The 13,676-nt window shown below is 39.7% G+C and carries 12 protein-coding genes; 4 read left to right on the forward strand and 8 right to left on the reverse strand.

The genetic code is table 11. The features are described from left to right. Positions 1-79: 79 nt before the first annotated feature. Complete coding sequence (locus BF9343_RS10605) at positions 80-2,197, forward strand: outer membrane beta-barrel family protein (protein ID WP_010992922.1); 2,118 nt, start codon at positions 80-82, stop codon at positions 2,195-2,197. 26 nt (positions 2,198-2,223) lie between these two features. Here BF9343_RS10605 and BF9343_RS10610 read toward each other — a convergent pair whose 3' ends face one another. Next, positions 2,224-4,233, reverse strand: a complete 2,010-nt coding sequence (locus tag BF9343_RS10610; protein ID WP_010992923.1) for a tetratricopeptide repeat-containing sensor histidine kinase — start codon at positions 4,231-4,233, stop codon at positions 2,224-2,226. A gap of 168 nt (positions 4,234-4,401) precedes the next feature. Here BF9343_RS10610 and BF9343_RS10615 point away from each other — a divergent pair, with 168 nt between their 5' ends. Beyond that, positions 4,402-6,069: a formate--tetrahydrofolate ligase gene (locus BF9343_RS10615; protein WP_005787533.1), complete on the forward strand. Its 1,668-nt coding sequence runs from the start codon at positions 4,402-4,404 to the stop codon at positions 6,067-6,069. Positions 6,070-6,362: 293 nt separating this feature from the next. Here the strand turns inward: BF9343_RS10615 and BF9343_RS10620 are convergent, their stop codons facing one another. The 6 genes from BF9343_RS10620 to pyrB all read right to left on the reverse strand — a co-directional run bounded on the left by BF9343_RS10620 (position 6,363) and on the right by pyrB (position 11,417). Next, entirely contained in the window at positions 6,363-7,073 is a 711-nt protein-coding gene (locus BF9343_RS10620; RefSeq protein ID WP_005787535.1) for a TapB family protein, read from the reverse strand. 183 nt (positions 7,074-7,256) lie between these two features. Further along, a complete protein-coding gene (gene glyA, locus BF9343_RS10625; protein WP_005787540.1) occupies positions 7,257-8,537 on the reverse strand; it encodes a serine hydroxymethyltransferase in 1,281 nt (426 codons plus the stop codon). 107 nt (positions 8,538-8,644) lie between these two features. After that, positions 8,645-9,373 carry a porin family protein gene (locus BF9343_RS10630; RefSeq protein WP_005787542.1) on the reverse strand — a complete coding sequence of 243 codons (729 nt, stop codon included), beginning with the start codon at positions 9,371-9,373 and terminating at the stop codon, positions 8,645-8,647. After that, positions 9,370-9,939, reverse strand: a complete 570-nt coding sequence (locus BF9343_RS10635; RefSeq protein ID WP_005787543.1) for a flavin reductase family protein — start codon at positions 9,937-9,939, stop codon at positions 9,370-9,372. The genes BF9343_RS10630 and BF9343_RS10635 overlap by 4 nt, the downstream gene beginning before the upstream one ends. Positions 9,940-10,024: 85 nt before the next feature. Further along, positions 10,025-10,486: an aspartate carbamoyltransferase regulatory subunit gene (pyrI, locus tag BF9343_RS10640; protein ID WP_005787546.1), complete on the reverse strand. Its 462-nt coding sequence runs from the start codon at positions 10,484-10,486 to the stop codon at positions 10,025-10,027. Between the two features lie 4 nt (positions 10,487-10,490). Then, positions 10,491-11,417, reverse strand: a complete 927-nt coding sequence (pyrB, locus tag BF9343_RS10645; RefSeq protein ID WP_005787548.1) for an aspartate carbamoyltransferase — start codon at positions 11,415-11,417, stop codon at positions 10,491-10,493. Between the two features lie 431 nt (positions 11,418-11,848). Here pyrB and BF9343_RS10650 point away from each other — a divergent pair, with 431 nt between their 5' ends. Together BF9343_RS10650 and BF9343_RS10655 are read left to right on the forward strand one after the other, a co-directional pair. Further along, the gene (locus BF9343_RS10650; RefSeq protein WP_005777620.1) at positions 11,849-12,127 is read left to right on the forward strand and encodes a LysO family transporter; all 279 of its coding nucleotides are present in this window, start codon (positions 11,849-11,851) and stop codon (positions 12,125-12,127) included. Further along, positions 12,124-12,744 (forward strand): lysine exporter LysO family protein, encoded by a 621-nt coding sequence (locus BF9343_RS10655; RefSeq protein WP_005803436.1) that lies wholly within the window; start codon positions 12,124-12,126, stop codon positions 12,742-12,744. Before BF9343_RS10650 ends, BF9343_RS10655 begins: the two co-directional genes overlap by 4 nt. Here the strand turns inward: BF9343_RS10655 and BF9343_RS10660 are convergent, their stop codons facing one another. Then, positions 12,745-13,662 (reverse strand): FimB/Mfa2 family fimbrial subunit, encoded by a 918-nt coding sequence (locus BF9343_RS10660; protein ID WP_032575514.1) that lies wholly within the window; start codon positions 13,660-13,662, stop codon positions 12,745-12,747. Positions 13,663-13,676 lie beyond the last annotated feature (14 nt).

The raw sequence follows: 13,676 nt of genomic DNA on the forward strand, positions 1-13,676 counted from the left end.
ACTACATAAGTCGATGATAACGTATTGTCTTGCCTTTTCTGCCGTACTTTGCAACTGTAACCCAAACAAGGAATAAAAAATGAAACGAATTTACTTGACTTTTGTGTTTGCAGGTGCTGTCTGCTTTCAGGTAGCGGCACAGAACGCGGATGAAGATCGGATACTTTCTGCGGATAGTCTGATTACGATGGATGGACGTTTAGACAGTTTGTACAGATCCTTGCCCGAAGTGATGGTGGTAGGTGAACGTCCGGTGGTGAAAGCAATGCAGGGAAAACTTGTATATGATTTGCCTCGACTTATTCAGAATTTTGCAGTAGACAATGCATATGACGCGATAAAGGAACTCCCCGGAGTGAGCGAAATGAATGATAATCTGACTTTAGGAGGAAAAAGTGTTACGGTTGTATTGGATGGCAAAGTAACCACAATGACTCAGGAACAACTGAACACTCTTTTAAAAAGCATTCCTGCCGGGCGTATTGAAAAGGCCGAAGTGATGTATTCGGCTCCTGCACGTTATCAGGTGCGGGGGGCTATGATAAATATCTGCCTGAAACAGGGAGACTTCGGGAAATCCACCTTGCAGGGTGAGTTTTTCAGTGATTATCGGCAAAAGCATTATGAATATTTGACTGAGCGTGCGAGCCTTCTGTATTCGGAACATAAATTCTCTGCAGACTTTCTTTACTCTTACAGTCATGGGCGAAACTATTTCCTGACGGATAAAGAGGCTTTGCACGCTTTGTCAGATGGTACGATACATCCCATAAGTACGAATGAATCTCAACGAAGCCGTTCGAATAGACACAACCTGCGTTTAGCCGGCGATTATGTATTTGCCGCAAACCATCAACTTAGTGTGACATACAATGCCCAATTTGTGAATGGTTTTAATCTGAGCACTGTAGACGGCACTCAAATTTCGAATGCCCGTACCCGTATGACCGACCAGCTCCATAATGCACGCCTCGATTATCATATGCCATTCGGATGGAAAGCCGGAGTGGAATATACTTATTATCATTCACCTTCTTCACAATTACTTCACAGTCGGATGGGGAGTGATGAACTGGATTTTCGTGTTAAAGACTCTCAGCGTATCAATCGTTGGAAACTTTTCCTCTCCGGAGAACATGATCTGGGCAATGGGTGGGGAATGAATTATGGGGCAGTTTATACGACAAGTTTGGACAACAGCCATCAATATTATCATGACCCTGAAACTGATGAAATAATATCGGGAAATAGCAATATGAAGTCTCGTCGTCGGGAACAAACACTTAATTTTTACGCCGGATTTAACAAGGCTTTTGGTGATAAATTGTCTTTAGATGCCTCATTGGCTGCCGAACAATTCCACACGACTGTATGGAATGAATGGAGCCTGTATCCGACTTTTAACATTAACTATGCTCCTGCACCGGGAAATGTATGGCAATTATCCCTCAGCAGTGATAAAAGTTATCCCGATTACTGGGCTACTCAGGATGCAGTTTCTTATATGGGTGGAGGATATTCCGAGATTCACGGCAATCCTTATTTGAAACCTGAGATTAACTACCAGCTACAGTTGACTTATGTTTTAAACAGTAAATATATGTTTAATGCATGGTATAGTCATACTAAGGATAATGCAACACAAACCCTTTATCAATCACCGGAGCGATTGGTTGAAATTTATAAGTATTTCAATTTTGATTTTGAACAGCAAGCCGGTGTACAGGCTGTTGTCCCATTTGCGATCGGACGCTGGCTGAAATCGCGTTTCACATTGACCGGCGTTTACGATCGTCAAAAAGACAGTGACTTTTGGGATATTCCTTTTGATCGGAAAGCATATTATGCGATGTTGAATATGAATCATACAGTGACTCTGTTCTCACATCCGGATATTAAGCTGATTGTGAGTGGAATGATACGCAGTAAGGCGATACAAGGCATCTATGATTTACCGGCATCCGGCAACTTGGACATAGCGCTCAGGTATGGTTTTGCCAATGGAAAGGCATTGCTGACTCTTCGATGTAATGACTTGCTTGAAACAGGGCAGATTTCACCGCGAATTTATTATGCTATGCAGAACGTGACCAACCATTACTCTGCTTTCCGTGAATTTGGTGTTTCGCTTACCTATAAGTTTGGAGGCTATAAAGAGAAGAAACGGGAGGGAGTGGATACCTCACGTTTCAAATAGTTCTGTGTTCGAGAATTAAGGAGGTGTCATTGAACAGGTAAAATCACTGTTATTCTGATACCTCCTGTATATGTTGGGTCAATGCTTATCTTTCCGGACAATCTGCGGATGATCAGTTGGCACAAATAAAGTCCCAATCCGTTACCCGGAGTGAATGCATTGAGCTTGGAGAATCGTTCGAAAACCTCCTTATGTTTGTCTGCCGGTATACCACATCCGGTATCTGTTACGCTTATATGAACTTGTTGGCGTGCTTCGTCGATGTGACAATGGAGGGTGATAATGCCTTTTTCAGTGAACTTATTTGCATTGTTCAATAGATGCTCTATGACTAATGATAAATATTTCTCGTGTGTGGTCAGTATGATGGGGTGTTCCGGCAAGTCAATCCGATAGTCTATATCGGGTTTATGAGACCGATTTAATAATGTCATCTCTTGTATACAGATAGAATTAAGATTCGCTTCTTTGCAAGGTAACTTCTCTTGTGATACATCCAGACTGGATATTTCAAGCATATTATCGATTAATGAAGTAAGTAGAATTGTACTTTTCTGAATCTCTTGTGAAAAACCTTCACGGGTTTCTTTATCTATCTCATCATTGAATATCAAGTCGGAGAAACCTACAATCGAATTGAGTGGCGTACGTATCTCGTGGCAAATAGAGTTTATGAAAGCTGTCTTCATCTTTTCACTTTCTTCGGCTTTTTGCTTGAGGTTCCGGAGATGAAACTTCATCTTTTTCTCTTTTTTCAGGTCGTGATATAAATACAGACAGACAAAGATTACAATTATCAGAATGATAGACAGGCATATCACCAGAATACGTTTGTTTTTAATTTCAAGTTGTGACTTTTCATTGTTCAACTTATTCACTTCATATTTTATCTGGAGTTCACCCAATTGCTTTTGCATATTTTCAGTAGTCAGCGAATCTTTATATTGAGTCGCTATTCTGAGGTATGCCAATGCCTCTTTGAAGTTACCCATGGCTTCGTAGGTTTGTGATTGAATGTCGTATAATCCCGGTAGATTGTTTGGGATTATTTCTTGTGCAATTTGTATCAGACTATCATTAGCCACCAATGCTTTTTCATAATGGGGTTGGGGCTTTTGATTCAGATAATAGTTATCCATCGATAGAAAATAGTTATATCGATCGTACGGATTGGTTAGCTTTTTGTTCAATTTAACTATTTGTTGCCAGTAATAATCCATTTTTTCGGGAGCCTCCGAAATGGCATTAGTCAATAGAGATGTATAAAAGCGTAATTCGTGTATCGCCATATTATAAAAAGGACGTTGTGTTTGATAGTGATCTTTGTAATATTGTTGTTGGGTTTGCAGATTCTCATCTAAAATCCGGATGGCTGAATCACATTTATTCAGCATACTGTATGTATTGGATAATTTCCAAACAATGATCGATACAAATAAGATTTGCTTTTCCGGAGGCAATTGCTTAGATAAGTTCATTGCTGTTTCCAGATAGGGGAGTGCCTCCTTTATCATGTCATTGTAATGAAGGCTACCACCGGTGATGTAAGCTTGGGCGATTTTACTGTAAAGTGATGCTTCATCAGATTTCTTTTCTTCTATAAATTGCAATTCTTTTGTGATAGCTTCTTCTGTTTCATTGTGGCTGCATAGTGTATCGAAAAATCGCATTTGAAGGTAAGCCAATACAGGGGCTGTTTCTTGCGGCTCCCGGATTGCTTTTATCAGTTCCATATAATGATATGCTGAATCCATACGATATTCTTTTGTCTCTCCGCATACAAGATCATTTAAGGCATTGAGCATACCCGATGTATCGCCAGCCTTTTGGGCTTCTCTATACATGTTGAGCAAATATGTCTTTTCATCAGGGGTTTCAAAACAAATGTCCGCCAGGTTTCGGTAAATATTGATTCGTTCTGCAGCTATTGTCGTTTGTTTTAATTGTAATAAAAGACTGTCTTTTGCATGGTAATCTATGGCCAATGCTATTCCGGTCCAGGCGCACAAGACTAAGAGGATTATATATCGCATCATATTGTTTGTTGTTTGTAGGTAACAAATATACGCCTTTTTTCAATGGGAAATCCGTCAATCCTCCGGTATCTTTTTGCTCCCTACTAAAAAAAGGTAATAAAGTCAACTTTGATATGGAGTTAATTGTTAATTTTGCAACTCCATTTTAAAAACCTAAAAACTCCCGATATGAAATCAGACATAGAAATAGCACGTAGTGTTGAGTTGAAGAAAATAAAACAAGTAGCAGAAAGCATCGGCATTCCCCGCGATGAAGTAGAAAATTATGGTCGTTATATTGCCAAAATTCCCGAGTATCTGATTGATGAAGAGAAAGTAAAAAAGAGTAACCTGATTTTGGTTACTGCCATTACTGCAACCAAGGCGGGCATTGGTAAAACGACTGTTTCTATCGGTCTTGCGTTAGGACTGAATAAGATTGGCAAAAAAGCAATTGTCGCTTTGCGCGAACCTTCCTTGGGACCGTGCTTCGGAATGAAAGGAGGAGCGGCAGGAGGCGGTTATGCCCAGGTACTTCCGATGGAGAAGATTAATTTGCATTTTACCGGTGATTTTCATGCTATCACTTCTGCTCACAATATGATTTCCGCATTGCTGGATAATTATTTATACCAAAATCAATCTAAGGGTTTCGGTCTAAAAGAGATTCTTTGGCGTCGGGTACTTGATGTGAACGACCGTTCTTTACGGAATATCGTAGTTGGTCTAGGACCGAAGACCAACGGTATTACGCAGGAATCCGGATTTGATATTACTCCAGCATCAGAAATCATGGCAATTCTTTGTCTTTCAAAAGACGTGGATGATCTTCGCCGTCGAATTGAAAATATTCTTTTAGGATATACCTATGATAATAAACCGTTTACAGTTAAAGATCTGGGTGTGGCAGGAGCTATAACAGTTCTATTGAAAGATGCTATACATCCGAACCTGGTACAGACTACCGAAGGTACTGCCGCCTTTGTGCATGGAGGTCCATTTGCTAATATTGCTCATGGATGTAATTCTATATTAGCAACGAAGATGGCAATGACTTTTGGTGATTATGTAATTACAGAGGCCGGTTTCGGTGCTGATTTGGGAGCAGAGAAATTCTACAATATTAAATGTCGCAAGAGTGGGTTGCAGCCGCGTTTGACAGTGATTGTGGCTACTGCGCAAGGACTTAAAATGCATGGGGGAGTTAGTCTCGATCGCATTAAGGAGCCAAACCTCGAAGGATTGAGAGAAGGTTTGCGTAATTTAGATAAGCATGTCCGCAATCTGCACTCGTTTGGTCAGACTGTTATTGTTGCTTTCAATAAGTTTGCCAGTGATACGGATGAAGAGATGGAGTTGCTTCGTGAGCACTGTGAGCAGTTGGGAGTAGGCTATGCTATCAATAATGCTTTTTCAGAAGGTGGTGAAGGCGCCGTCGATCTGGCGAATCTGGTGGTTGAGACAATTGAAAACAAACCATCCGAACCATTACAGTTTACCTATAATGATGAAGATAGTGTACAGCAGAAGATTGAGAAAGTCGCAACCAATTTATACGGTGCAAGCGTTGTGACCTATAGCACATTGACCCGTAACAAGATTAAATTAATTGAAGAAATGGGAATCGGTCATTATCCTGTATGCATTGCCAAAACGCAATATTCTTTTTCAGCCGATCCAAAAGTATATGGGGCAGTAGATAACTTTGAACTCCATATTAAAGATATCGTTATTAACAATGGAGCCGAAATGATTGTAGCGATTGCAGGTGAGATTATGCGTATGCCTGGTTTGCCAAAAGAGCCGCAAGCACTCCATATCGATATTGTGGATGGTAATATTGAAGGATTGAGCTAAACTTTTCCATATACAGGAAGAGGTAGTTTCAAAAAAAACTGGAAATTGAGGATTTTATAGGTTAAAACTTCAAATATAAGAATCCCCTTGTTCTAGCCTTGTATTGTAATAGATTAAAGCTAGAACGAGGGGATCATTATATCCGAACCAGTAATATTGCCTCTTTTTTCTATTCTGAGATAGTTTCTTGGAGGCCCATAAATTTATTGTGATTCTTGGAGATTAGTCAAATAAATCCCCGCTATTCTTTCTGAACGAATGGCGGGGATGACGGATATATAGAGTCCAGTGTGCTATTTTTTAATTCTTTCTAACACACTGTACGATTGTAGCTCCTTTTTATTATTATATTGTTCGGAACGGACAATACCAATATTGGGTGCATACCATTCATATCCGTAACCCTTAATTGTTTCTTTCGGTGTCCAGATATTCATTTCATACTTTACTTTCGTACAATAAAATGCTCCAGCAGGAGTATTTACAGTTTCTGTAGTAACAAATTCTCTGTCGAAAACGGAGATTTCAGCCCGGTTGTTTTTATTTCCTTTTTGGTAAAGACGCAGAGTTCCGTCATCAAATTCGTCATCGTCTCCCGGATTCATCGGATTAGAAAAGGCATCCGGATAATTCATTAAATCTCCCATCATATATACATCAGCGTTCATCATGTTGAGTGCTGTGGGGAATGTTGCCACATCTCCCATACTCATAGAAAAATTTCCATCGCTACAACGAGCTACCATTTGTCCGGAATTGAGTGTTTTGCCTGCGGCATCAGCAAATGTATAATTTGCTACTACCTCCATACCTGACGGATATTCATACGCCTGATCTACTCTGTAGACTAGGATATTAGTAAGTTTACCATCAGCAGTGTAGCAATTACGGGTGATTTGTTCACCTTCTTGGTTGGGAAAAAAGAAGGCACAATCTTGATTTTGAGCCATAGCTCCGGCAGTAACCAATAAGGTTGCTGCGACCATTAGATTTCTTATTTTCATATCAGTTTAGGTATTAAGTAAATATCATCTTCTTTTTTTAGTTACTTATCAACGGTTAACAGGAATGAAAGGTTTTGAGGGAGGTGTTAATGCGATGTTAAAAGAGCAAAAAAATGCCCGCAACTTTCTTCACAGAGAATTGCGAGCCCACGTATGTTATTGTTTAATACTAAAATGTGCTATTTAATATGCGAAGATCGGATATTTTTCCATTGTCTTGTTGACACGTGCACGTACTTGTGCTATCACTTCTTCATTTTCTACGTTAGATAATACGGTTTCGATCATTTCCGCGATTTCCAACATCAGATCTTCTTTTGCACCACGTGTTGTGATGGCAGGAGTACCCAAACGGATACCTGAAGTCTGGAATGCGGAACGACTATCAAACGGAACCATATTTTTATTAACTGTTATATCAGCAGATACGAGTGCTTTTTCTGCAACCTTACCTGTTAGAGTAGGGTATTTACTACGCAAGTCAACCAGCATGGAATGATTATCTGTGCCACCTGAAACAATAGTGAAACCACGGTCAATCAAGGCTTGTGCTAATACAGCGGCATTCTTTTGTACCTGTTTTTGATATTCTTTATATTCGGGTTGCAAACATTCACCGAAAGCTACAGCTTTGGCTGCAATCACATGTTCCAACGGCCCTCCTTGTATTCCTGGGAATACAGCTGAGTCAAGTAGTTGAGACATCATCTTAATTTCTCCTTTCGGAGTTTTCTTTCCCCAAGGATTAGGAAAGTCTTTTCCCATCATGATTACGCCACCACGAGGTCCTCGGAGGGTCTTATGAGTGGTTGAAGTCACAATATGTGCATATTTCACAGGATTATCCAATAGACCGGCTGCAATTAACCCAGCAGGATGTGCCATGTCGATCATGAGAATTGCTCCTACCTTGTCGGCAATTTCGCGCATACGTTTATAATCCCATTCACGAGAGTAGGCCGAACCGCCTCCAATGATCATTTTGGGCTTTTCACGCAATGCTACTTCCTCCATTTGATCGTAATCTACGCGCCCAGTTTCCTGTTTCAGATTATATTCGCAGGGAGTATAAATGATTCCCGAAGTGTTTACTAATGAACCATGTGAAAGGTGTCCTCCATGTGCCAGATTCAGCCCCATGAATTTATCTCCCGGATTCAGTACAGCCAGAAATACGGCTGCATTAGCCTGTGCTCCTGAGTGGGGTTGCACATTGGCCCATTCTGCACCAAAAATCTCTTTCAGGCGGTCAATGGCAATTTGTTCGCTTTGGTCTACCACTTCACAGCCACCATAGTAGCGTTTACCCGGATATCCTTCCGCATATTTATTGGTAAGACAAGATCCCATTGCCTCCATCACCTGATCACTTACGAAATTTTCTGATGCGATCAGCTCAATGCCTTTCAACTGACGTTGATGTTCTTTTTCGATAATATCGAAAATTAAATCGTCTCTTTTCATTATTTGTTATAATAAGATTAAAGTGTATCTTGAAACCTTTATTATTATAATCGCACAAATTTAGATATTATTTAAAGAGTGTGCAACCTTTTTGAAGAAAAAGTTATTTAAAATATAACTCCGAGTGAAAAACTAAGCACATTGTCACGACGTCGAAAGGTGATATTGCTTACTTCCGGTCTACCTTCCATATCTATATTATCGTATGTTACTGATTTTGATAAATTGTGAAGCCCTTGCTCGTATCGAAAATCGAAAAAAATGCGGGAGATGTTGACACTAACGCCAATTACTGCACTGACATTGAAGGGATACAGCTTTTCGTGGATACCCTGTTGATCAAAGTTCTCAAAAGTGATTTTATTCTTCTTATTCCACAAGTATCTTAGTTTCGGTCCTGCAAAGAGAGACATTGTGTAAGGACCTTGTTTTACTACATGATAACCATATAGTAATGGAAAATCAATGCTGTGGATAGTGGAACTGACCGATGCATAGTCAGGTTCAATGTCGGGATGCTGTGAGCCGAGTTTATCGAAAGAAATCTCGCACCTGCTGATATTGTACGAGATTTCCGGTTGTATAAAATGCCTTTTCATGTTCAAGCGCATAAAGAGAGCACCGAAATATCCTATTTTGTAGTTGTTCTGAATTTCGTCAATGGTTACATCTTTAATTTTCAGATCAGAAACCAGAAACATAGAAGAGTTGAATCCACCCCTGATTCCTACATTTATTTTGCGGTCATCCGGGTGTCTTTCCTTTTTATGATTGTCTTCCCCATAAGCGGCAAAAGCAATCCATATCGATATAAAAAGGAGAACTATTCGTTTCACTTTGTTTTCTTTTCTACTGACCAACCGAATTTTCCTATCTTTTCTCCTAAATTATAATATCCTCCGTGTACATATACAAGCGGATTTGCTTCTGCCAGTTCCAACTTTCCGGTTTCCCGGTTTAGATGACGATCATCTGCACGGATGTTTACTACGTCAGAAATAAACATGTCATGTGATCCCAGAGATACGATTTCTTTCACACGGCATTCAATACAAAGGGGAGATTCTTCAATGAGAGGTGCATTCACTACAGAACATTTGCCCGGGGTTAGTTTCATTTCTTCAAACTTATGATAATCCTTCCCTGAACGTACCCCACACCAATCTGTTGCGAATGCCATATCCCGGGTTGTTAAATTGATCACAAATTCCATATTCTTTTTTATAATAGGATAAGAATGACGTTCGGGACGAACAGAAATGTAACACATCGGCGGATTGGTACAAATGGTTCCGGTCCATGCCACCGTAAGTATATTGTATTCGCTTTCATCGCTTCCGCAACTTACCAATACGGCAGGCAACGGATAAATCAGAGTTCCGGGCTTCCAGTCTTGCTTCATCTTTTTATTCACTTTATATGTTACGAGCTACGAGTTACGTCCGACATCGTTTAGCGGTCTAGAACTCGTAGCTTGCAGTGCATAACTAAATGATTGTAATATCTTCTCTTTTTTGTTCTTTCTCGCAGTAATGACATTTTATAACACAATTGTCTTTGTCGATCACATGAAATAAAGTAGCCATCGGTTCATTATTCGTGATACATTTGGGATTAGCACATTTTACGATAGCTTTTAACTCGTCAGGCATTCGCACTTCTTTTTTTTCTACTACTTCGTAATCACGGATGATGTTCAGTTTCACATGAGGGGCTACTACGGAAATTCGATTGATTTCTTCGTCACAGAAAAATTTATCGGCAATCTTGATGATTCCTTTCTTACCTAGTTTTTTACTGTCCAAATTGAATCCGATAGTAATATTAGTCGTCATGTGTTCCAATCCGAGCAATGAAACTACCGTAAAAAGTTTCTCTGAAGGTATATGATCGATAACAGTGCCATTTTTCAGTGCGGCCACCTGTAATGCTTGTTTATTCTCGCTCATGATTTTATAAAATATCTTGTAAAGTGATTCCTAATACATCGCAAAGTATAGCTTGACGGGCATAGAGTCCATTTTGCGCTTGTTGAAAATAATAAGCTTTCGGACTGTCATCCACATCATAAGCAATTTCATTGACACGTGGTAACGGATGAAGAATACGAAGGTTAGAACGAGTATTTTCAAGCATTTTCGCTTTAAGGATATATACGTTTTTTACCCGTTCATATTCCATTAGATCAGTGAAACGTTCACGTTGTACGCGGGTCATGTAAAGGATATCAGCATCCTTAATTACCTCTTCGTTAAAGTCCGTATGCTCTACATATTTTATATTGTGCTCTTTGCAATATATTTTATATTCTTCCGGCATTTTCAGTTCCTCGGGGGCAATAAAGTGGAAAGTCGGGTTAAAGTGGCGCATAGCCATCAGTAAAGAGTGTACGGTACGTCCGTATTTCAAATCACCTACCAAATAGATATTCAGATTCTCCAGTGTACCTTGTGTTTTATATATAGAATAGAGATCGAGCATCGTTTGCGAAGGATGCTGGTTGGCTCCGTCTCCGGCATTTACGATAGGTACCGGAGCCACTTCACTTGCATAGCGTGCTGCTCCTTCCAGATAATGTCTCATAACAATCACATCAGCGTAATTACTCACCATCATAATGGTATCTTTCAGAGTCTCCCCCTTGGATGAACTGGTGGCTTTGGGATCCGAAAATCCGATTACCCGTGCGCCTAGTCGATTGGCAGCAGTTTCGAAACTTAGTCGGGTACGCGTAGAAGGTTCAAAGAACAGGGTAGCGACTACTTTGCCTTCCAATAACCGGCGGTTGGGATTCTTTTCAAATTGTTTCGCCATTTCGAGCATATAGAGAATTTTCTCCCTCGAATGCTCCGCTATGGTTACTAAACTTCTGTTTTCCATATCGTTATATGTTTATTGATATATCCTTTATTTCGGTTTGTAAAGATACGAAGAAAAAAATAGGTTCTGCAAGATTTTCATCGTCTTTTTATGAGTAATTCCACTACTATGATTATTTATATTTTGCATAATTATTTGGAAAATATGCGCAAAAGTATTACCTTTGCACTGTAATTAATGAATAATATGAACCGATTGTTTACTACATATAGCATACATAATGCCGTGCAAGAAAATAAGATTCTGTACGGACACTGCATTGTGCATGTACATTGGTTTAGCGGATTTATCTGAATTACTCCCTGTTTTGTAGTTTGATTTATCTCTTTTCGTTCACTTATTAATATAAGGTGAAAGAGAGGATCTGTCCGGCAGCTTATACATAAAAGTTGCCAGGGAGTGCATTGTGTAACTTTTTAAAATATACGAGTATGTTTTCCATTATATCTATCATGTTTTTAGGTATTGGCATCGGTTATTTGCTGCGTAACCTGAAATTTCTGGAGAAAGTAGAAAAGAGTACTTCGCTTACGATATTCCTGCTACTTTTCGTGCTGGGCCTTTCGATAGGCTCCAATAGTTTAATCGTAAATAATCTGGGTAAATTCGGATGGCAAGCCATTGTGTTGGCTACTTCAAGTATCTTGGGCAGCATGTTGGCTTCTTTTCTCGTATTACGCCTGTTTTTCAAGAAAGGAGGAAAGTCATGAAAAGCAGTCTAATTGTTGTTGCATTTTTCTGTATAGGTTGTCTGGTCGGAATCTTCAATGATTTCCAGTTTGACATGCACAATCTTTCTATGTACATACTTTATGCGTTGATGTTGCAGGTTGGCATCAGTATCGGGAGCAATAAGAATCTGAAATTTCTGATCAAAAGCCTACGTCCCAATATGCTTTTAGTGCCGATAGCTACCATTGTCGGAACTCTTCTTTTTTCAGCTTTTGCCAGTTTATTGCTGAGTCAGTGGAGTGTATTCGATTGTATGGCGGTAGGAAGCGGATTTGCTTATTATTCCCTTTCATCTATTTTGATTACTCAATTCAAAGAGGCTTCTGTCGGATTACAGTTGGCAACAGAGCTTGGCACTATTGCTTTGCTGGCTAATATCTTCCGTGAGATGATGGCATTGCTGGGTGCACCGTTAATCCGAAAATACTTTGGAAAACTGGCACCAATTTCTGCAGCCGGAGTAAATTCAATGGATGTATTGTTGCCATCCATCACCCTTTATTCCGGAAAGGATATGATACCCGTTGCCATTTTTCATGGTATTCTCATTGATATGAGTGTACCTTTCTTTGTTTCATTGTTCTGCAGTTTATAGTCATATTTCTTCATTAACTATCTCCCAGCCATTAATCTTGATAATGACCGGGATGTAGTTATCGAAGGATATTTCAATGGTGAAATCATGGTTATGCTCAAAATCAATATTGGGATTTCCGCCTATAAGTTTACCAATAAGATTCTCATCATAGCGGATTGTACCAGTTTTGTCGGCAATTCGCAGCCAGGGTTCTCTATCCTTTTCCAGCCTCATTACATTGAAGTCGGCAATCAACGGATTTGATTGTTCCGATGATGCTTCATAAATGGGAATATAGGTTATCCGGTCATCATCGGAGAATTGTGAATCATATCCATACTTACCGTTATTATCCTCTATATAAATGTTGTCACTTCTATCTTGATTCAAATTATGAGCAATAACCCGGATATGATTCGTCATTTGTTTCAAGTTTATCAATACGATTGTTTTTTCTTTACTGTTAAGCTCCACTATATCGTGCATACCATGATAGAGCAGTTTGGGCTGATTGGTTACCTGGTTGTCCTCCTGACGTTTTACAGATAGAAAGAAATCATCGATATAAGTTTTCCTCGGCACACATTCAGAAGTCTGATAAGTACTTTTATCATAGCCACCCCATGCTACAAATTGGTAACTGCCCTGTTTGTAAGGCAGCTCCATGACATAATCGTCGTTGATTGAAGTCATAGAATCGTTTACCTGAGAGATAAAAAGTCCTTTTTCATCGAATATGAAAACAGCCAATCGATCAACACCTTGCGCAGTGCTCAGTCTTGAGTCTGCATTTGTATCATAGCTGAATTTGAGAGCCAGCCCTCCATCATCCCGGGGACATCCGGACATATCTTCCCGGATACAATTCGTGAGTACGAAATGCAATATAATGAATATGAATACTCTGAATCCGGCTTCTATCTTGCAGGTAAACATTCTGTGGGGCATTA

It is taken from the genome of Bacteroides fragilis NCTC 9343 (assembly GCF_000025985.1).
GTDB classification, from domain to species: Bacteria; Bacteroidota; Bacteroidia; order Bacteroidales; family Bacteroidaceae; genus Bacteroides; species Bacteroides fragilis.

What these genes read in the sequence shown, in the direction of transcription:
- BF9343_RS10605 (WP_010992922.1), top strand. Translation starts at nt 80, where the DNA reads ATGAAACGAATTTACTTGACTTTTGTGTTTGCAGGTGCTGTCTGCTTT.
- BF9343_RS10610 (WP_010992923.1), bottom strand. Translation starts at nt 4,233, where the DNA reads ATGATGCGATATATAATCCTCTTAGTCTTGTGCGCCTGGACCGGAATA.
- BF9343_RS10615 (WP_005787533.1), top strand. Translation starts at nt 4,402, where the DNA reads ATGAAATCAGACATAGAAATAGCACGTAGTGTTGAGTTGAAGAAAATA.
- BF9343_RS10620 (WP_005787535.1), bottom strand. Translation starts at nt 7,073, where the DNA reads ATGAAAATAAGAAATCTAATGGTCGCAGCAACCTTATTGGTTACTGCC.
- glyA (WP_005787540.1), bottom strand. Translation starts at nt 8,537, where the DNA reads ATGAAAAGAGACGATTTAATTTTCGATATTATCGAAAAAGAACATCAA.
- BF9343_RS10635 (WP_005787543.1), bottom strand. Translation starts at nt 9,939, where the DNA reads ATGAAGCAAGACTGGAAGCCCGGAACTCTGATTTATCCGTTGCCTGCC.
- pyrI (WP_005787546.1), bottom strand. Translation starts at nt 10,486, where the DNA reads ATGAGCGAGAATAAACAAGCATTACAGGTGGCCGCACTGAAAAATGGC.
- pyrB (WP_005787548.1), bottom strand. Translation starts at nt 11,417, where the DNA reads ATGGAAAACAGAAGTTTAGTAACCATAGCGGAGCATTCGAGGGAGAAA.
- BF9343_RS10650 (WP_005777620.1), top strand. Translation starts at nt 11,849, where the DNA reads ATGTTTTCCATTATATCTATCATGTTTTTAGGTATTGGCATCGGTTAT.
- BF9343_RS10655 (WP_005803436.1), top strand. Translation starts at nt 12,124, where the DNA reads ATGAAAAGCAGTCTAATTGTTGTTGCATTTTTCTGTATAGGTTGTCTG.
- BF9343_RS10660 (WP_032575514.1), bottom strand. Translation starts at nt 13,662, where the DNA reads ATGTTTACCTGCAAGATAGAAGCCGGATTCAGAGTATTCATATTCATT.